Source organism: uncultured Aquincola sp. (assembly GCF_964001545.1).
GTDB lineage: Bacteria > Pseudomonadota > Gammaproteobacteria > Burkholderiales > Burkholderiaceae_C > Aquincola.
Window position 1 is genome coordinate 1 of sequence record NZ_CAXFDV010000033.1, and the last position, 18,419, is coordinate 18,419.

Genomic DNA, 18,419 nt, shown 5'->3' on the forward strand with positions numbered 1-18,419 from the left:
GCCCGCCTTCGAGCTGCCGGCCTACACCACCGCCAAGCTCACCGGCTACTGGCGCATCACGCCCACGCTGCGGCTGACGCTGGACATCGACAACGTGTTTGACCGCGACATCTACACCAGCTCCTACAGCCGCGTGTGGGTGACGCCGGGCACGCCGCGCAACTTCACGCTGGGGCTGCAGGCCCGGTTCTGAGGACCTTCACGATGACCGAGACCCTTCCCCCGCCGCCGGTGCTGCAAGCCAGCGCCGTGACCGCCCGCTACGGCACGCGCACCGTGCTGCACGGGCTCGACCTGACGGTGCAGGCCGGCGAGATCTATGCGCTGCTGGGCGCCAACGGCGCCGGCAAGACCACCACGCTCAGCCTGTTCCTGGGCTTTTTGCAGCCGGCCTCCGGCCAGGTGCGGGTGGACGGTCTCGACCCGGTGACCCAGCCTGCCGCCGCCCGCAGCCGGCTGGCCTACATCCCCGAGAACGTGGCGCTGTACGAGCACCTCAGCGCGCGCGAGAACCTGAGCTACCTGCTGCACCTGGCCGGCCAGCCGGCCGAGGCGGCCGACATCGGCCGCGCGCTGGCCGAAGCCGGCCTGGACAGCGCCGCCCACGACCGCCGCGTGGGCGGCTTTTCCAAGGGCATGCGGCAGAAGGTGGCCATTGCGCTGGCGCTGGCGCGGCGGGTGCCGGCGCTGCTGCTGGACGAGCCCACCTCGGGCCTGGACCCACGCGCCACCGCCGAATTCAGCCGCCTGCTGCTGTGGCTGCGGGACCAGGGCGTGGCGGTACTGATGGTCACCCACGACCTGCTGGGCGCGGCAGACGTGGCCGACCGCATCGGCTTCATCGACGGTGGCCGCCTGCGCGAGGAAGTGGCCGCCGCCGGCAGCGAACGCTTCGACGTGCGCCAGCTGCACCAGCGTTATGCCGCGCCCGAGGTGGCGGCATGACGGCCGCCGTGCCCGTGGCCCATGCCGCGCCGGCCACCCGCCCGCGCCCTGGCGGCATGGTGCGCCGCATCGCCCAGGAAGAGTGGCGGCTGCTGCGCCGCGACAAGGTGGCGCTGCCCGCGCTGGCGCTGTTGCTGATGCTGCTGGTGGCCGCTGCCTTCACCGCCTGGGACAGCCAGCGCAGCGCCGAGGCGCAGCGCAGCCGCTACCAGGCGCAGGCGCATGAAGAATTCGAATCGCAGCCCGACCGCCACCCGCACCGCATGGTGCACTACGGCCATTTCGTGTTCCGGCCGCTGAGCCCGCTGGCCGCCTTCGACCCCGGCGTGGACGGCTACACCGGCCACACGCTGTACCTGGAAGGCCACCGGCAGAACAGCGCCAACTTCGGCGACGTGCGGCAGTCGTCGCTGCTGCTGCGCTTCGGCCAGCTCACGCCCGCCTTCGTGCTGCAGGTGCTGGCGCCGCTGCTGCTGGTGTTCATCGGCCATGCATCGGTGGCGCGCGAGCGTGAATCGGGCACGCTGCGGGTGCTGCTGGCGCAAGGCCTGCGGCCCGGCCAGCTGGTGGCCGGCAAGCTGCTGGCCTTGGGCGGCGTGGCGGCGCTGATGCTGCTGCCCGCAGCCGTGGCGCTGGCCGCCATCGCCGGCACCACCACGGCGCCGGCCGGCCTGGCTGCGCTGCTGCTGGCCGCGCATGGGCTGTGGCTGGCGCTGTGGGTGCTGGCGGTGGTGGCCGTCTCGGCCTGGCTGCCGCGCGGGCGCGATGCGCTGGTGGCGCTGCTGGCCGCCTGGGCCTGCAGCGTGGTGCTGGTGCCGCGCCTGGCGCCGGAGGCCGCGGCATCGCTGCTGGCCCTGCCCACCCGCTTCGAGACCGACATCCAGGTGGCCCGTGAGCTGGCCGCGCTGGGCGACAGCCACAACCCGAACGACCCGTACTTCAACGCCTTCAAGCAGAAGGTGCTGGCGCAGTACGGCGTCAGCCGGGTGGAAGACCTGCCCGTCAACTACAAGCGCCTGCTGGGCATGGAAGGTGAACGCCTGACCAGCGAACTGTTCAACCGCCATGCCGCCGAGAGCTTCGGCCGCCAGACCGACCAGCTGCAATGGGTGGACCGCTTCGCGCTGCTGAGCCCGGTGCTGGCGCTGCGCCGTGTGTCCATGGCTGCGGCCGGCACCGACCTGGCCAGCTACCGGCGTTTCGTCGAGCAGGCCGAGCAATACCGCTACCACCTGGTGCAGGCGCTCAACCAGCTGCAGGCCGACAAGGTGCAGTTCACGCAGGACAAGTCCACCCGCGACGTGCGCATCGGCCGCGAGCACTGGCACGGCCTGGCCGACTTCTCCTTCACGCCGCCACCGGCCACCGATGCGCTGCGCCGGGCCGCGCCCGCGGCCGTGGTGCTGCTGGCCTGGGCCGGCGTGCTGGCGCTGCTGCTGGCCGCGGCCACCCGCCGCCTGGGGAGGCTGGTGCGATGAAAGCCTGGACCCATGAAGCACGCCTGCTGCTGCGCAGCCGGCCGGCCGTGGCCGCGCTGGTGCTGCTGCTGGCGCTGTCCACGCTGGCGGTGCTGGCCGGCCTGCGCGAGGTGGCCCGCCAGCAGCACACGCTGGCCCACCTGGCACAGCTGCAGCAGCAGGTGCTGCAAGAGCAGGCCGACAAGCTCACCCGCGCCGGTGACGCGGGCAATGCCGCCTACTACACCTTCCACGACACCTGGGATGCGCCTTCGCCGGCCGCCTTCCTGGCGCTGGGCCTGCGCGATGCCACGCCCTACGTGCTGCGCGTGCGTGCGCTGGCGCTGCAGGCGCAGCTGCATGAAGGCGAGACCTTCAACCCCGAGCTGGCGCTGGCGGGTCGCTTCGACTATGCCTTCGTGCTCGTGTACCTGGCGCCGCTGGTGCTGATCGCGCTGCTGTACGACCTGGTGTCGGGCGAGCGGCGGGCCGGCCGGCTGGGGCTGCTGCTGGCCTTGCCTGGCGGCAGCGGGCGCGGGCTGTGGCTGCGCCGCGCCGGCCTGCGCGCGGGGCTGGCCCTGGGTGGCCTGCTGCTGCCGGTGCTGGCCGCGGCCCTGTGGCAGGGCATGCCGGTGCGACTGCTGGCCGGCGTGGTGGCGGCCACCACGGCCTATGTGCTGTTCTGGGCGGCGCTGTCGGTGGTGCTGGCCACCCGCATCGCCAGCCCGGCCGCCAGTGCCACCGCGCTGGTGGGCGGCTGGGTGCTGCTGACGCTGCTGCTGCCCACGCTGGCCAATGCGGTGCTGGCCCGCGCGGTGCCGGTGCACCAGGGCGTGGACCTGATGCTGGCGCAGCGGCAGGCGGTGCACGGCGCCTGGGACGAACCGCGCGAGGCCACGCTGCAGCGCTTCTTCCAGACGCATCCGCAGTGGCGGCACAGCACGGCGCTGCCGGCCGGCTTCAGCTGGAAGTGGTACTACGCCTTCCAGCAACTGGGCGATGAATCGGTGGCCGACGCGTTCCAGGCCTACCGCGCCAGCCTGCAGGCCCGCCAGCAGTGGACGGCCCGGCTGGGCTGGCTGCTGCCCGGCGTGGGCGTGCAGACGGCGCTGCACCGCCAGGCCGACACCGACCTGCAGGCCCAGCTGGCCTACCAGGACGACATCGCCGCCTTCCATGCGCGGCTGCGGCAGTACTACTACCCCTACCTGTTCGACGAGCGGCGCTTCACCCGCCACGACTTCGCGGCGCAGCCGCGCTTCGTGGCCCGCCCGCGGCCTGAAGAGGTGGCGGGCGCGTCTCTGGCCGGCCTGGCCGTGGCCGCGCTGGTGGCGGCTGCGCTGGCTTGGCGCTGGCCTACCAGGGCTGGTTGGCCGGACCGACGGTGAGTTCGCTGACCGCGGTGTCTTCCGGCTGGTCGATCGCGAAGGCCACCGCGCTGGCGATGCGCTCGGGCGAGATGCCGTAGGTCTGGTACAGGCCCTGCATCGCGCCCAGCGTGGAAGCATCGCTGATGCTGCCCAGCAGCTCGGTGTTGATCGCCGCCGGGTAGACGGTGGTGGTGCGGATGTTCGTGCCTTCCATCGCCGATTCCATGCGCAGCACTTCCATGAAGTTGCGCACGAACCACTTGCTGCCGCCGTACACCGCACAGCCCGGATAAGCCTTCAGGCCTGCCACCGATGAGGTGGCGATCACCTGGCCCGACTTCTGCGCGACGAAGCTGGGCAGCACCGCCGCCACGCCGTTGAGCACGCCGGTGATGTTGACGTCCACCATCTGCTGCCACTCGTGCGTTTTCATCGCCGACAGCGGCGAGACGGGCATCAGGCCGGCGTTGAGGAACGTGACGTCCACGCGACCGAACTCGGCCTTGGCCAGCTCAACCAGCCGGTCGTTGTCTTCCTGGCGGGTCACGTCCAACGTGCGCCAGACCACGGCGCCGCCGCTGGCGCGGATGTCCTGCGCGATCTGCTGCAGCCGGTCTTCGCGGCGTGCGCCCAGCACCACCTTGGCGCCGCGGCTGGCCAGCATCCGGGCGGTGGCTTCGCCGATGCCGGAAGAAGCACCGGTGATGATGACGACCTTGTCCTTGATCATGAGGGTTTCCTGGTGAAGGTCAGGCCGCTGCAGGCGCGGCCAGGTGTTGGCGGAAGAAGGCGGTGAGCCGGTCGAAGGGGATCTTGTCCAGCCGGTCGTACAGGTCGACATGGTCGGCACCCGGCACGATCAGCAGTTCCTTCGGGCTGGCCGCTTCGCGGTAAGCGTCTTCCGAGTAGTAGCGCGAATGCGCGTTTTCGCCGGCCACCAGCAGCAGCGGACGCGGCGCGATCATCTCGATGTGCGCCGCCATCGGAAAGGCGAAGAACGCCATCGGCGTGGTGGCCGTCCACGCCGTGGTGGAGTTGATGCTGCGCGGGTGGAAGCCGCGCGGCTGGCGGTAGTAGTTGAAGAACGCACGCAGCACCGGGTTGGCATCGGCGGGCAGCGTTTCGGGCAGCCCGCGCGTGCTGCGAACCATGTGGCCTTCGGCATCGAACGGCACCTCGTGCAGGCCGGGCGCGTAGCGGCCGCTTTCCGCATCAGCCCAGCGCTGCTGGCCCAGGTACGCCAGGATCTGCCGGCGTTGCGCCAGCGTGTAGCCATCCTGGTAGCCGCGGCTGATGCTGCGCGACATGTCGTACATCGAGGTGGTGGCCACCGCCTTGATGCGCGGATCGACGGACGCCGCCGTCAGCACCATGCCGGCAAAGCCGCAAATGCCGATGGCCCCGATGCGCTGACGGTCGACGTTGGGCAGCAGGCCCAGAAAGTCCACCGCGGCGCTGAAGTCTTCGGTGTTGATGTCGGGCGAGGCCACGTTCCGCGGCAGGCCGCCGCTTTCACCGGTGTACGAAGGATCGAAGGCCAGCGTGAGAAAGCCGCGCTCGGCCAGGGTCTGCGCATACAGGCCCGACGACTGTTCCTTGACCGCGCCGAAGGGCCCGCCGATGGCCAGTGCAGCCAGCCGGCCTGCAGCGCCCTTGGGTTGATAGAGATCGGCCGCCAGCGTGATGCCGTAGCGGTTGCGAAAGCTCACCTTGCGGTGCACGACCTTGTCGCTGCGGGGGAAGGTCTTGTCCCAGGCGCTACCCAAAGCCAGCGCGGGGCTGACGGCCTGCGGTGCGGCCTGGGCACCCAGGCTGGCCACGCCCAGGGTGGCGGCGCTGATCATGAGCGCGCTGCGACGGTCCATGCCCTGCGCGCCAGGGCTTTCAAGCGGTTGGTTCATGGAGCGGATTCTGGAAATCCGCGGCCGGCTTGACTAGCTAATCAAAGCTTCTATGTTCAATTAGCCTGGCTGATCAATCCGCGTGGGACACTGGCGTCGTGATCAAGCGCAACCTCAACGACCTGCTGTCCTTCGTCACCGTCGCGCGCGAAGGCAGCTTCACCCGCGCGGCGGCGCATCTGGGCGTCACGCAGTCGGCGCTCAGCCAGGCCATCAGCGGGCTGGAGGCGCGGCTGGAAATCCGGCTGCTCACCCGCACCACGCGCAGCGTGTCGCCCACCGCGGCCGGTGAGCGGCTGCTGCGGGCCATCGGCCACCGCTTCGACGAGATCGAGACCGAACTGGACGAGCTGTCCGCGCTGCGCGACAAGCCCTCCGGCACGGTGCGCATCACCTGCGGCGACCATGTGCTGCGCCACACACTGCTGCCGCGGCTGGCGCCGCTGCTGCTGGCCTACCCCGACATCCAGCTCGAGTTCGACATGAACTACGGCTTTCGCGACATCGTGGCCGACCGCTTCGATGCCGGCGTGCGCCTGGGCGACACCATCGACAAGGACATGATCGCCGTGCCGCTGGGCCCGCGGCTGCGCATGGCCGCAGTGGCATCGCCCGACTACTTCGCGCGGCAGGCGCCGCCCCGCACGCCGCACGAGCTGACGCAGCACCGCTGCATCAACCTGCGCTTTCCCACGCTGGGCGGGCTGTATGCCTGGGAGTTCGAGCGCCGCGGCAAGGCGCTGAAGGTGCGGGTGGACGGCCAGGTCACGCTCAACAGCACGCCGCACATCGTGCAGGCGGCCCTGCTGGGGCTGGGCATCGCCTACCTGCCCGAAGAAGAGTTTGCGCCGCACCTGGAAGAGGGCCGGCTGCAACGCGTGCTGGAAGACTGGTGCCCGCCTTTCGAGGGCTACTACCTGTACTACCCGCACCGCCGCCAGCCATCACCGGCCTTCTCGCTGGTGGTGGACGCGCTGCGCCAGCCGCCGGCGCGGATGCGCAAGCGCAGCTGAAGCCGCCTCAAAAAACAAGCCCGCCCACCCCGGCCAGGGTGAAGCGGGCCTTGAAGGCGGTGCAGCGGCTGGACCGGCCGGCTGCACCGGTGCGGCGCCACCGGCGCCGCGGTTGTCGTTGATGAAAGACTCAGTCCTGACGTCGACGGCGAGCCAGGAACAGCATGGCGCCCAGGCCACCGGCCATCAGCGCATAGGTGCTGGGCTCGGGCACCGGGGCCAGCGTCAGGTTGTCGAAGGCGACGGTGCCTTGCGTGTCCGCGAACTGGATCGATCGGGCCAGGCCACCGAACACCAGGCTGGTCTTTTCCCAGTTGCAGAAGGCCGTGTCGCTGCAGCCGGCGGTGGCATTGGCGTTCAGGCTCATCGAGCCCAGCAGCGTGCCGGTGCCGTTGAGGCCCGAGTACACGTTGACCGTGTTGTTCAGCTGCGCAGCAGAGGCATAGAAGAACGACAGGTAGCCCGAGAAGCCGGCGGCCACGTTGACGAAGGCGTCGCCGCCCTGCACGAAGGCCACGGTGCCGGCGCTGGGTGCGTTCGAGAAATACGGGCCCAGCACGTCGTTGGTCAGCGACAGCATCGGCGAGGTGAAGGACACGCCGACGTTGCTGCCCATGTTGCCGGCACCGCTGGTGCCGCCGTTGTAGAACTCGCCCACTTCGGTGCCGTAGTCGCCCACGCCCTCGAAGGTCAGGGTGATGGGGCTGGCAGCGAAAGCCGGCGCAGCGGCGGCGGTGGCCAGCGCGGCGATGAGCGCGAGATGCTTCATGGGACTACCTCCTCGTGTGATAGTGTCGGTACAGGTTCAAACCAGTCTAGGGACGGTTTTTGACAGCTTGAAGGCGGTGGCCCCTGCCGGTCACCGCGGCCACCCCCTCAATGGGCGGCCAGCGTGCGGTCGAGCTCCAGCTGCAGCGCGCGCGCGGCCACCGGGTCGCTGGCCGCCAAGGCAGTGGCCATGCGCCGCAGCGGCTCGGCGGCGGGCTGGAAGTCGGGGCTGGTGCGCAGCACCGCCAGCAGCGGTTCGCGCAGCTGGGCCAGCATGTGGCGCACGTCGGCCGAAGGCTTGACGTCGCGCCCGGCCTGCAGGAAGCGCTGGCGCGCCGCGCCGTAGGCCGCCAGCCGCGCCGCATCGGCCGGCGCGGCCTGCGCACCCAGCAGCTCGGCCGGCTGCAGCCGCACCTGCTGCAGCAGGCTCAGCAGCCGGTCGCGCGGCAATGAATCGGCCACGTAGGTGATGCGCGGCGCGGCATAGGCCACCACCGGATGGTCGTCGGTGTTGAGCGGCGCGCCCGCCGACCACTGCGCCAGCGCCGCCGGGCCGGCGATGAAGCTGCCCAGCACCGCCCACGCATCGGGCAGGCCGAAGACGGCCGGCCGCACCGGCAGCGCCGCGCTCTCCACCCGGGCCTGCACCGCTGCCAGTGACCAGGGCGATGGCGACTGCTGCGCCAGCAGGCCCACCACCGGCGTTTCCAGGCTGTTGGTGGCCAGCACCATCAGCGCCTGCGGGTACACCGCCTGGAAGCTGCGCACGATGCTGCGCAGCGTGGCCAGGTCCAGCTGGTGCAGCGGCAGCCACTGGCAGAACAAGCCGCCTGGGGCCAGCCTCGCCTGCACCGCGCGGAAATGTTCCACCGTGTACAGCGCCCCCGAACCACTGCGCGCCGGGTGGAAGTTGTCGGCCACGATCAGGTCGTAGCGCTGGTCGCTGGTGCGCACATAGCGGCGGGCGTCGGCCGCCAGGGGGTGCAGGCGCGGCTGGGGCTGGCCTTCGAACACCCGCTCGCGGAAGTCGGCCGCTGCTTCGATGACCTCGGGCAGCAGCTCCACCGCATCCACCTGCAGCGCCGCGTCCTGCGCGGCGGTGGTGGCGGTGAGCCCGGTGCCCAGCCCCAGGAACAGCGCACGCTGCGGCTGCGGGTGCAACAGCAGCGGCAGCAGTGCCTGGCGGGCATCGGCCGCCAGCGTGGCGCTGCTGCCTTCCTGCTGCCGGTTGTTGATGCGCAGCCGGGCCACGCCTTGCGCGTCTTCCACCACGCTGACGGCGGCCATCGGCCCCTCGGTGTAGCGCACGATGCGGCCGCCTTCCGGCAGCTCCACGAAGCGCAGCGGCGGTGTGGCCAGGGCCAGCAGCAGGCCGGCACACACCACCGCCCAGGCCGGGGCGCGGGCCCAGGCACCGGCGCTGCACAGTGCCAGGTAGCCGGCGGCCACCAGCAGCAGCGCCGCCTTGGCGCCCAGGGCCGGCACCGCCAGCACGCCGAAGGCCAATGGCGCCGCCGCTGCGCCCAGCGTGTTCCAGCCCAGGCAGCGGCCCCAGCCGATGCCGGCTTGCGCGGCCTGGCTGCACAGGTGGCTGAACAAGGAGCCCATCACCAGCGTGGGCGGCAAAAAGGCCACCAGCGCCAGCAGCGCCTCGGCCGCCAGCGGCGCGGCCAGGCTGGCCCCAGCCAGCGGCAGCAAGGTGTCGACGGCGGCGGCCTTCAAGGCCTCGGCCCCATACAGCGCCGCAGTGCCCGCCAGGCAGGCCGCGGCCAGTGCGGCCAGCAGACGGTCGCGCACGCTGGCGTCGCCGGCCGCCTGCGGCGTGGCGCGGCGGCGCCAGCGGGCGTATAGCGCCGCGCCGATGGCGCTGCCCACCAGGTACACCGCCAGCAGCATGGCAAAGGTGTAGACGGTGTTTTCCGTCACCTGGCTGAGCACGCGCACCACCAGCACTTCGTAGCCGATGCCCAGGGCGCCGGTGGCGGCCAGCAAGGCGGGCCAGCGGACGCTGCCATGCGCCGAACTGCTTGCTGAAGCAGCACTGACGGGCGCGGGTTTGTGCACGCGGTCGAACACCGACACCGCCAGCACCGCGCACAACAGGTTGAGCGCCGCGCAGGCCGCGGCGGTGCGGGCCAGGCCCCAGGTGGGCACCGCCCAGAAGGCCACGGCCAGCACGCCCAGCACCGCGCCGGCGGTGTTGCCCGCGTACAGCAGCGCCAGGCGGCGGCCGGCATCGTCGGTGGCGGCCCCATCGCCGCGCAGCGGGGCCAGCACCCGCTCCATTGCGGGCAGCGTGGCGCCCATGGCGGCGGTGGCCGGCAGCAGCAGCACCAAGCTGCCGATGAAGGCCACGCCCCATTGCCAGGCCACGCCGGGCTGCGGCCCGGTGAGTGCGAGCATCAGCTCGGCCGCGGGCGCCATCAGCAGCGCCAGCACCAGGCTCCAGCCGCCGATGACCAGTTCGCAGCCGGCGTACCAGCGCGCAGGCCGCGCACTGCGGCCGATGCGCGGCGACAGCAGCAGCGCCCCCAGGCCCAGGCCGCCGAAAAAGGCCGCCACCACGGCCAGCACCGCCGCCGTCTCATGCCCCAGCCACAAGGAGGCCTGCTGCGTCCAGGCGATCTGGTAGCCCAGCGCCGAAGCGCCAGAGGCCAGCATCAAGGCCAGCGCGGCACGCCAGCCGCTGCGCCCGGCCAGGCGGGCGGCCGGTGCGGGCAAGGTGGCGGCAGCTTGCATGGACAAGTTCAGGCTATCCGGTAAAGCCGATGCGGTAGCCCCAGGAATCCAGCCGCGTGGGGATGGCATTGAAGGCCAGGGTGATGCGCTGCTCCCCGGGGTTGGGGGGCACGGCATGCATCAGGTAGCTGGGAAACAGCACCAGGTCGCCGGGTTCGGGCTGGGGGCTGATCCACTTGTCGGCGTTGTAGGGGCCGGTGCGGCTGCCTTCATGGTCGTTCTTGAACGAGAAGTCGGTGCCGCCCGGCGCCTTCATGAACACGGTGCGCGCATCGGGGTGGGTGGGCGTCAGGTACACCACGCCCGAGATGAAGCTGTTGGCATGGTTGTGCATGGCCTGGCGGCCGCCCTGCGCCAGGACGTTGACCCACATCTCCTTGAGCGACCAGCCCAGCCGCTCACCGAACAGCAGCGCGCCGAAGTCGGCCAGCCGGGGCGTGACGCGCTCGGCCACCGCCACCAGCAGCGGGCTGTCGCTGGGCTTGAGCATGCGGGTGTGCGACAGCTGCGCCGAGCTGTTGTTCTCCACCGCGGCCCGGGCCGAAAAATGCTCGACCAGGGCTTTGACCAGCGGCGCGTCCAGCGCGCCGGGCAGCCGCATGAAGGGCGTGGCAAAGAGTCCGATCACCTCGTCCATCGAGCGGGGTCCTGCGGCAGGGCATGGGTTGGGGGTGGCCGCGGACTCTATGGCGCTTCGAAGACAGGCGCGTGACAGCGCGCCGGCTGTCATCGCGGCGTCATTGGGCGGTCACCAAGGCCGCCTAGCGTGCCGTGCCTCGAGGAGAAGTTCATGAACCACCCCATCCACCGCCGCCGGCTGCTGTACAGCGGCCTGCAGGCCGGCCTGTCGCTGGGCCTTGCCGGCCTGCTGCCGCAAGCCCGCGCCTGCGAATACTTCAGCCCCAACCTGCGCATCACCCACCCCTACACCCGGGCCACGCAGCCGGGCGAGACCAGCATCGCGGTGACGATGAAGTTCGACGAGGTGACCCGCGCCGACCGCCTGATCGGCGTGCAGACACCGGTGGCCGAAGGCGCCGAGATCGGCGGCGAGCTGGCCCGCCCCAGCGTGGACTTCGTGATCCCCGAAGGCGAAGAGACCTGGCTGCGCGAAGACCGCAGCTTTCTGCGCCTGGTGGGGCTGAAGCACCCGCTGGAGGTGGCCCGCACCTACCCGATGACCCTGGTCTTCGAGCACGGCGGCCCGGTGCCGGCCACGCTCAACATCGATTACGTGCGCTTCGGCTGACCACGCGCGTCACGCCGTGGTCATGGCGCCTGCCTAGCATCGCGCCGCTCGTTGGTCCCGCATTGCACACAGCTACACGTCAGAGGAGAGAACCGCATGAAACCCGTCTTCCGCCCCGCGCCCATCGCGCTGGCCGCCATCGCCGCCCTCGGCACCACGGTGCTGGTGGCCGCACCGCAGGTCGCCAGCGCTGCCAAGCCGGCCGGCACCTACGTCACCGGCGACTTCCACAACCACACCACCTGCTCGGATGGCTCCATCTCGATGCAGAAGCTGGTCAAGAAGGTCACCGACAAGACCGACACGCCCTGGGGCCTGGACTGGTTCGTCCAGGCCGGCCACGGCGGCAGCGGCAACCGCAACTGCACGCTGGTGGAAGACGCCAGCCTGGCCACCCCGGCCTACCCGCTGAACTACGACAGCAACGGCAACCTGCAAGGCCCGACCACCACCTGGCAAAGCAGCAACCCCGCAGTGCAGCCCAAGGGCCGCGTCTCGGGCAGCGCCCCCGGCCAGGTGATGTGGCGCTGGCAGTCGCTGCAGGAGTTCCAGTACCCGGTGATGGAGTACCTGGCCGCCTACAAGAACAAGCCGATGTTCGTCGGCATCGAGACCGTGGCCCCCGGGCATGAACACGTCTCGGCCTCGGTGATCACCGGCCAGATGCCGGCATCGCTGGACAAGGCCACGCTGCCCACCACCAAGGGCTACACGCCGCTGGGCAACGCCACCGCGCTGGCGCAGTGGGAATACTGCTTCGACCGCAACGACACCGACACCAGCCGCGGCAACTCGGTGCTGGGCGGCGATGTGGGCAACAACTGGAACTGCGCCGTGCCGGGCAGCCTGAACAGCGCCAGCTCCGACTGGAGCGCCCAGGCCCAGAAGCTGGTGCCGGCCAGCGGCAGCGGCAACGGCGACCGCGGCCACGCCAAGACGCTGGAAGCGCTGAAGTGGATGGTGGCCAACCACCCGAACGGCAGCTACTACGTGCCCGCCCACCTGGAGCGCGCCGGCCCGTTCAACCCGGACGGCAACAACGGCTTCAACATCGAGCACCTGCGCAACTTCAACAACACCGCGCCGCGCGTGGCCTTCGGCTTCGAGACGCAGCCCGGCCACGGCGCCTCGGACAACCGCGGCGAATACTCGCCCCTGCGCAACAACATCAACGGCGTGCTGACCGACTCGGTCGGTGGCACCACCTGGGGCGGCACCGGCGTGTACGGCTCGCAGGTGGGCGGCGTGTGGGACGCGCTGCTGGGTGAAGGCCGCAACTGGTGGTTCTTCGCCAGCTCCGACTGGCACAACCGCGGCAGCTTCGGTCCGGACGACCGCCGCTCGACGCAGGACTTCTACCCCGGCGAGTACCAGCGCGACTACGTGATGGTGCGCAACGGCACCGACCCCAAGCTGCGCCCGCAAGCCATCGTCGACGGCCTGCGCAGCGGCAACAGCTTTGCCGCCAGCGGCCAGCTGATCGACCGCCTGGCCTTCGTGGCCTGCGCCAGCTATCCCGGCATCGGTGCGCGCACCAACGCCGCGGTGGAGAACATCGCGGTGAACGCCGCGCTGAACAACACCGACGTGGACGTGGCTGGCTGCGCCACCATGGGTGAGAAGCTGGTGGTGCGCCCGGGCGCCGAGGTCATCGTGTCCATCGTGGCGCGCGACCCGGCCGGCAAGAACTACTCGCCGTACAGCTTCAACAACCCGTCGCTGGCCCAGGTGGGCATCCAGCAGCCGCTGAACATGCCGGTGCTGGACCACATCGACGTGGTGCGCGGCATGGTCACCGGCTACAAGCAGCCGGGCACGGCCGGCTACGCCGGCCAGTGGCCGAACGACTGGCTGACCAACCCGGTGATGGCCAACGTGCCGGCCGCGGCCAAGAACACCAGCGCGGCGGTCATCAAGACCTTCAACGGCGCCACCTGGACCGCGGTGGCCGGCAATGCGGAATACAAGAAGATGACCTTCCGCATCCCGGCGGTGCAGGCTTCGCAGTACGTGCGTCTGCGCGGCAGCAACCTGCCCGCGGCCGTGCCCTACGAGACCGACGCCAACGGCAACCCGCTGGCCGACATCCACACCAACGCCAGCAACCTGGCGAACCTGCGCATTCCGTGCAACGTGGCCGGCACCAACCTGCCGTCGAACAACGTCGTCTACACCGGCGACACCATCGACGGCTGCCCGGCCCACCTGCCCACCGTCAACGGCCAGAAGTACGTGGCCTTCGACGTGGCGGCCTGGTCGGACCTGTGGTTCTACAGCAACCCGATCTACGTGGAAGTGCAAGGCGCCACCGCCGTGGCCGGCGTGAAGTAAACGCCGCCGCAGCACGATCCGGGGCGGCGCAGGCCGCCCCGGCCTCACTGGCCTGAACCACTGCGCCGACCGGCCCATCCGGTGCGGCGCATGCCCTATTGAGGGCCCACCGACTGCCTGATGCCGCCATCGACATGACCACTGCCGCCCGCCCTCCCGTGCCCACCCGCACCCAGCCCGAAGCCGCGCCACGCATGCCCGGCGCCCTGTCGCGCTGGCTGCGCGAGCCGCTGCTGCACTTCGTGCTCATCGGTGCCGCGCTGTTCGCCGTCGACCACTGGCTGGTGTCGCAGGCCGACGATCCGCGCACCATCGTCATCACCCGCGAGGTGGACGATGAAGCCCGCGGCCTGTTCAAGGCCTCACGCGGGCGCGAGCCCAACGAGGCCGAGCTGAAGGCGCTGCGCCAGGCCTGGCTGGACAACGAGGTGCTGTACCGCGAAGGCCTGGCGATGCAGGTGGACCGCGGCGACAAGGCCATGCGCGAGCGCGTGATCTTCAAGGCCCTGAGCGTGGTGGAAGCCGACGTCAAGCAGCCGCCCTTCGACGAACAGACGCTCAAGGACTACTTCGAGGCCCACCGTGCCAAGTACGACGAGCCGGGCCGCTACGACTTCCAGGAAGCCGTGCTCACCGACACCAGCGAAGCCGCGGCCCGCGCCTTTGCCGATGCCTTGAACGCCGGCACCCCCGGCAACACCGAAGCCGGCCTGCGCGTGTTCAAGGGCCGGCCGCATGCCAACCTGGTGGACACCTACGGGCCCGAGTTTGCCAAGCTGCTGGAAGCAGGCCCGGTGGGCAGCTGGCGCGCCCTGCCCACCCGCGACGGCTGGCGCGTGATGCGCCTGGACGCCACCACCGCCGCCAAGCCCGCCGACTTCGCACTGCTGCACGGCGTGGTGCTGCAGGACTGGACCGACCAGGTGATGGCCGAGCGGCGCACCGCCGCCGTGCGGGCGCTGGGCAAGAAGTACACCGTCAAGCTCGAAGCGGACGCGAAATGAACAAGCTGCCGCGCCTGTGGCGCCCGCTGCTGCCGGCCTTGATGGCCTGGCTGGCCTTGCTGGCCGGGCTGCTGCCCCACACCGCCCACGGCCATGAGATGACCATGGCCGAGATGGAGCTGCGCGAAACCGCCAAGGGCGAGTTCCTGTGGAACTGGACCGCCCGCGAACGCGGCAACAACGACGACCTCAAGCCCGTGTGGCCGCGCAGCTGCACGCCCGACGGCAACATGCTGCGCTGCGGCCCCGGCGGCATGCAGGGCACGCTGGCCATCGACGGCGTGGGCAAGCGCTATTCGGCCGCCATCGTCAAGGTGGTGTGGCTCGACGGGCAAAGCCGCGTCTACACGCTGACGGCCAGCCAGCCCGAGGTGCAGCTGTACGGCGCGGCCGACGACCCGCGCGGCGTGGGCGAGATCGCCTCGGCCTACCTGGTGCTGGGTGTGGAGCACATCCTCAGCGGCTTCGACCACCTGATGTTCGTCATCAGCCTGCTGTTCCTGGTGGGCTTCAACAAGCGGCTGGTGGCCACCATCACCGCCTTCACCTTCGCCCACAGCCTGACGCTGGCCAGCAGCGCGATGGGCTGGCTGACGCTGCGCCCGCCGCCGGTGGAAGCCACCATCGCGCTGTCCATCCTGCTGGTGGCCGGCGAGGCGCTGCACCACCGGCAGACGCTGTCGCGCCGCTGGCCGGCGCTGGTGGCTTTCCTGTTCGGCCTGGTTCACGGGCTGGGCTTTGCCGGCGCGCTCAAGCAGATCGGCCTGCCCGACAACCACCTGCTGGTGGCCCTGCTCACCTTCAACGTGGGCGTGGAAGCCGGCCAGCTGCTGGTGGTGGGCCTGGCCTTCGTGGTGTGGCGCGCGCTGCACCGCTTTGCCGCCTTCCGCCAGGCGCGCACGCCGGCGCTGTACGGCATCGGCGGCGTGGCGGCCTACTGGGCCATCGGCCGCATCGTCAGCATCCTGGCATAAGCGGTGAGGCCTGGCCGGCACCTGACACCCCGCCGCTGGCCCCACTGGCTGCGGGCGCTGGTGCTGGCCTGCCTGACCCTGGCACTGCCGCTGTACGGCAGCAGCGCCGCCACCTTGAAGCTGCTGGGCCCCAGCCACCGCCACCAGGCGGTGGCGCTGCAGGCGCAGCCCGAAGGCCCCACCGAGGGGCTGCTGGCCCGCCTGCTGGGGCCGCGGCTGACGGTGCTGCTCAACGTGTGGCAGCAGCAGCTGCAACACGCCGCCGAACAGGCGCACCATGCCCACGCCGGGCACCACCACAGCGCTTGGCTGCAGCACCACCACGATGCGCACGACCCCAGCGTGGTGACCCAAGGCGCCAGCACGCTGGCCGCCGATGGCGCCGACGAAGCTGCCCTGGGCAGCGCCACGCTGCCGCTGGCACCGGCTTACGCGCTGCGCCTGCCGGCCACCGCCGCGCGCCGCCAAGCCTGGCCGCGGCCACCCCGCCGCCGCTGGCGCCACCGCGCGGTGCCACGCCTGGAGCGGCCGCCGCAGGCCGGCTGAGCCGCCCCCCGCGGCCTGGGCGCCCCTTGGCGCCACTCCGTCCTGACAAACCCGACCTCGCGGCTGGCGGCGCATCTGTGCGCGGCCCGACCGCGTATGCCCAGACTCACCTAGCATCGCCCCCCATGAACAAGCACCTCTTTGCACCCGCGCCGCTGGCGCTGGCCGCCGCCCTGGCCTGCACCGGCACCGCCCTGCAGGCCCAGACCCTGGCAGACGCGACGCCCCAATCGGTGGAAATCACCGGCCGCCACTACGACAACGCCGTGGGCAGCAGCGACGCCGCCTCGCAAGGCGTGATCCGCGCCGAGTTGCTCAAGAGCCGCCCCGCGCTGCGGCCCGGCGAGGTGCTGGAGTTCGTGCCCGGCCTCATCGTCACCCAGCACTCGGGCGACGGCAAAGCCAACCAGTACTTCCTGCGCGGCTTCAACCTGGACCATGGCACCGACTTCGCCACCACCGTCAACGGCCTGCCGGTGAACATGCCCAGCCACGGCCACGGCCAGGGCTACAGCGACCTCAACTTCCTGATCCCGGAGCTGGTGCAGCGGGTGGAATACCGCAAGGGCCCCTACTTCGCGCGCAATGGCGACTTCTCGTCCGCCGGCTCGGCCGACATCGTCTACATGAACAAGCTGGACGCGCCCTTCGGCCAGCTGACCCTGGGCGAAAACGGCTACCGCCGCGGCGTGGCCGGCGCCAGCTACACCCTGCCCAACGGCATGGTGCTGCTGGGCGCCTTCGAGGGCGCGCACAACGACGGGCCGTGGACCGTGCCCGAGAACATGAAAAAGAGCAACGGCGTGCTGACGCTGTCGGCCGGCACCGCGGCCCAGGGCTGGAGCGCCAGCCTGATGGGCTACAGCGCCACCTGGGACGCCACCGACCAGATCCCCGAGCGCCTGATCGGCACCACCTACCAGGGCCGCCGCTTCGACCGCTTCGATTCACTGGACCCCACCACCGGTGGCAGCACCGAACGCTACAGCCTGTCGGGCGAATGGCACCGCGACGACGCCGGCCACCGCAGCCAGGTGAGCGCCTATGCGATGCGCTACCGGCTCGACCTCAATTCCAACTTCACCTATGCGCTGGAGCGGCCCGAAACCGGCGACCAGTTCAAGCAGCAGGACGCCCGCAGCGTCTACGGCTTTGCCGCCAGCCACAGCCTGCCGCATGAGCTGGCCGGCCTGCCGGCGCGCAGCGAGGTGGGCGTGCAGCTGCGCCACGACCGCATCGACGTCGGCCTGTACGACAGCGTGGCCCGACGCATCACCAACACCGTGCGTGAAGACGCGGTGCGTGAGACGCTGGTGGGCGTGTACGGCCAGACCGCGGTGGAGCTGACGCCCTGGCTGCGCAGCGTGGCCGGCCTGCGCGTGGACCAGGTGCGCAACCGCGTCGATGCGATCAGCCTGCCCGCCAACGGCGGCAGCAGCCGCGATACGCAGGTCTCGCCCAAGCTGTCGCTGATCGCCGGGCCTTTTGCGGCGCTGCCGAAGACCGAGTTCTTCGTCAATGCCGGCCGCGGCTTCCACAGCAACGACGCGCGCGGCACCACCACCCGCACCGACCCCAAGACCGGCGATGCGGTGGACACGGTGCCGCCGCTGGTCTCGTCCAAGGGCTGGGAACTGGGCGCCCGCACCGAGGCGCTGCCCGGCCTGCAAAGCTCCATCGCGCTGTGGGCGCTGCGCTTCGATTCGGAGCTGGTGTACGTGGGCGATGCCGGCGCCACCGAAGCCAGCCAGGGCAGCCGCCGCCGCGGCGTGGAGTTCAACAACCGCTGGACGCCGGTGCCGTGGTTTTTGCTGGACGCCGACCTGGCCTGGACGCATGCCCGCTTCGACAACGGCGACCGCATTCCCAACGCGGTGGACAAGGTGGCCTCCATCGCCGCCACGGTGCGCGAGCTGGGGCCGTGGTCGGCCTCCATCCAGTGGCGCTACCTGGGCAGCGGCGCGCTGGTGGAAGACAACAGCCAACGCTCGAAGTCGTCGCTGACCACCAACCTTCGGGTGGGCTACCAGCTGCTGCGCAACACGGCGCTGACGCTGGACGTCTTCAACCTGTTCGACCGCAAGGTGGACGACATCCAGTACTACTACGAGTCGCAGGTGCC

The 18,419-nt window shown here is 70.8% G+C and carries 16 protein-coding genes; 11 read left to right on the forward strand and 5 right to left on the reverse strand.

Annotated elements, in window-relative coordinates; genetic code table 11:
- From ABNT58_RS01170 to ABNT58_RS01185, 4 genes are all read left to right on the forward strand, one after another.
- Positions 1-193 (forward strand): hypothetical protein (locus ABNT58_RS01170; RefSeq protein ID WP_348751682.1); only part of this gene is annotated, 193 nt, incomplete at its 5' end.
- Between the two features lie 11 nt (positions 194-204).
- Complete coding sequence (locus tag ABNT58_RS01175) at positions 205-945, forward strand: ABC transporter ATP-binding protein (protein ID WP_348751683.1); 741 nt, start codon at positions 205-207, stop codon at positions 943-945.
- Entirely contained in the window at positions 942-2,423 is a 1,482-nt protein-coding gene (locus ABNT58_RS01180) for a DUF3526 domain-containing protein (protein ID WP_348751684.1), read from the forward strand. The genes ABNT58_RS01175 and ABNT58_RS01180 overlap by 4 nt, the downstream gene beginning before the upstream one ends.
- On the forward strand, positions 2,420-3,790 hold the full coding sequence (locus tag ABNT58_RS01185; protein ID WP_348751685.1) for a DUF3526 domain-containing protein: 1,371 nt from the start codon (positions 2,420-2,422) through the stop codon (positions 3,788-3,790). Before ABNT58_RS01180 ends, ABNT58_RS01185 begins: the two co-directional genes overlap by 4 nt.
- On the opposite strand, the gene ABNT58_RS01190 is transcribed toward ABNT58_RS01185, so the two are convergent.
- Positions 3,759-4,502: an SDR family oxidoreductase gene (locus ABNT58_RS01190; protein WP_348751686.1), complete on the reverse strand. Its 744-nt coding sequence runs from the start codon at positions 4,500-4,502 to the stop codon at positions 3,759-3,761. The genes ABNT58_RS01185 and ABNT58_RS01190 overlap by 32 nt on opposite strands.
- Before the next feature lie 19 nt (positions 4,503-4,521).
- Positions 4,522-5,673 carry an alpha/beta hydrolase gene (locus ABNT58_RS01195; protein ID WP_348751687.1) on the reverse strand — a complete coding sequence of 384 codons (1,152 nt, stop codon included), beginning with the start codon at positions 5,671-5,673 and terminating at the stop codon, positions 4,522-4,524.
- Positions 5,674-5,771: 98 nt separating this feature from the next.
- Here ABNT58_RS01195 and ABNT58_RS01200 point away from each other — a divergent pair, with 98 nt between their 5' ends.
- Positions 5,772-6,686, forward strand: a complete 915-nt coding sequence (locus ABNT58_RS01200) for a LysR family transcriptional regulator (RefSeq protein WP_348751688.1) — start codon at positions 5,772-5,774, stop codon at positions 6,684-6,686.
- 130 nt (positions 6,687-6,816) lie between these two features.
- Here the strand turns inward: ABNT58_RS01200 and ABNT58_RS01205 are convergent, their stop codons facing one another.
- The 3 genes from ABNT58_RS01205 to ABNT58_RS01215 all read right to left on the reverse strand — a co-directional run bounded on the left by ABNT58_RS01205 (position 6,817) and on the right by ABNT58_RS01215 (position 10,830).
- The gene (locus ABNT58_RS01205; protein ID WP_348751689.1) at positions 6,817-7,455 is read right to left on the reverse strand and encodes a PEP-CTERM sorting domain-containing protein; all 639 of its coding nucleotides are present in this window, start codon (positions 7,453-7,455) and stop codon (positions 6,817-6,819) included.
- A gap of 107 nt (positions 7,456-7,562) precedes the next feature.
- Positions 7,563-10,193: a fused MFS/spermidine synthase gene (locus ABNT58_RS01210; RefSeq protein ID WP_348751697.1), complete on the reverse strand. Its 2,631-nt coding sequence runs from the start codon at positions 10,191-10,193 to the stop codon at positions 7,563-7,565.
- Between the two features lie 13 nt (positions 10,194-10,206).
- A complete protein-coding gene (locus ABNT58_RS01215) occupies positions 10,207-10,830 on the reverse strand; it encodes a TIGR02466 family protein (protein ID WP_348751690.1) in 624 nt (207 codons plus the stop codon).
- 153 nt (positions 10,831-10,983) lie between these two features.
- On the opposite strand from ABNT58_RS01215, the gene ABNT58_RS01220 reads away from it, so the two are divergent.
- The 6 genes from ABNT58_RS01220 to ABNT58_RS01245 all read left to right on the forward strand — a co-directional run.
- On the forward strand, positions 10,984-11,442 hold the full coding sequence (locus ABNT58_RS01220) for a copper chaperone PCu(A)C (protein WP_348751691.1): 459 nt from the start codon (positions 10,984-10,986) through the stop codon (positions 11,440-11,442).
- Positions 11,443-11,538: 96 nt separating this feature from the next.
- Entirely contained in the window at positions 11,539-13,773 is a 2,235-nt protein-coding gene (locus ABNT58_RS01225) for a hypothetical protein (RefSeq protein WP_348751692.1), read from the forward strand.
- Between the two features lie 134 nt (positions 13,774-13,907).
- Entirely contained in the window at positions 13,908-14,777 is an 870-nt protein-coding gene (locus ABNT58_RS01230; RefSeq protein ID WP_348751693.1) for a peptidylprolyl isomerase, read from the forward strand.
- Positions 14,774-15,751 carry a HupE/UreJ family protein gene (locus ABNT58_RS01235; RefSeq protein WP_348751694.1) on the forward strand — a complete coding sequence of 326 codons (978 nt, stop codon included), beginning with the start codon at positions 14,774-14,776 and terminating at the stop codon, positions 15,749-15,751. Before ABNT58_RS01230 ends, ABNT58_RS01235 begins: the two co-directional genes overlap by 4 nt.
- Before the next feature lie 3 nt (positions 15,752-15,754).
- Positions 15,755-16,297, forward strand: coding sequence for a hypothetical protein (locus ABNT58_RS01240; RefSeq protein ID WP_348751695.1), 543 nt, complete (start codon positions 15,755-15,757; stop codon positions 16,295-16,297).
- A gap of 125 nt (positions 16,298-16,422) precedes the next feature.
- Positions 16,423-18,419 (forward strand): TonB-dependent receptor (locus tag ABNT58_RS01245; protein ID WP_348751696.1); only part of this gene is annotated, 1,997 nt, incomplete at its 3' end.

Coding starts and splice junctions, on each gene's coding strand:
- ABNT58_RS01175 (WP_348751683.1), top strand. CDS start 205: ATGACCGAGACCCTTCCCCCGCCGCCGGTGCTGCAAGCCAGCGCCGTG.
- ABNT58_RS01180 (WP_348751684.1), top strand. CDS start 942: ATGACGGCCGCCGTGCCCGTGGCCCATGCCGCGCCGGCCACCCGCCCG.
- ABNT58_RS01185 (WP_348751685.1), top strand. CDS start 2,420: ATGAAAGCCTGGACCCATGAAGCACGCCTGCTGCTGCGCAGCCGGCCG.
- ABNT58_RS01190 (WP_348751686.1), bottom strand. CDS start 4,502: ATGATCAAGGACAAGGTCGTCATCATCACCGGTGCTTCTTCCGGCATC.
- ABNT58_RS01195 (WP_348751687.1), bottom strand. CDS start 5,673: ATGAACCAACCGCTTGAAAGCCCTGGCGCGCAGGGCATGGACCGTCGC.
- ABNT58_RS01205 (WP_348751689.1), bottom strand. CDS start 7,455: ATGAAGCATCTCGCGCTCATCGCCGCGCTGGCCACCGCCGCCGCTGCG.
- ABNT58_RS01210 (WP_348751697.1), bottom strand. CDS start 10,193: ATGCAAGCTGCCGCCACCTTGCCCGCACCGGCCGCCCGCCTGGCCGGG.
- ABNT58_RS01215 (WP_348751690.1), bottom strand. CDS start 10,830: ATGGACGAGGTGATCGGACTCTTTGCCACGCCCTTCATGCGGCTGCCC.
- ABNT58_RS01220 (WP_348751691.1), top strand. CDS start 10,984: ATGAACCACCCCATCCACCGCCGCCGGCTGCTGTACAGCGGCCTGCAG.
- ABNT58_RS01225 (WP_348751692.1), top strand. CDS start 11,539: ATGAAACCCGTCTTCCGCCCCGCGCCCATCGCGCTGGCCGCCATCGCC.
- ABNT58_RS01230 (WP_348751693.1), top strand. CDS start 13,908: ATGACCACTGCCGCCCGCCCTCCCGTGCCCACCCGCACCCAGCCCGAA.
- ABNT58_RS01235 (WP_348751694.1), top strand. CDS start 14,774: ATGAACAAGCTGCCGCGCCTGTGGCGCCCGCTGCTGCCGGCCTTGATG.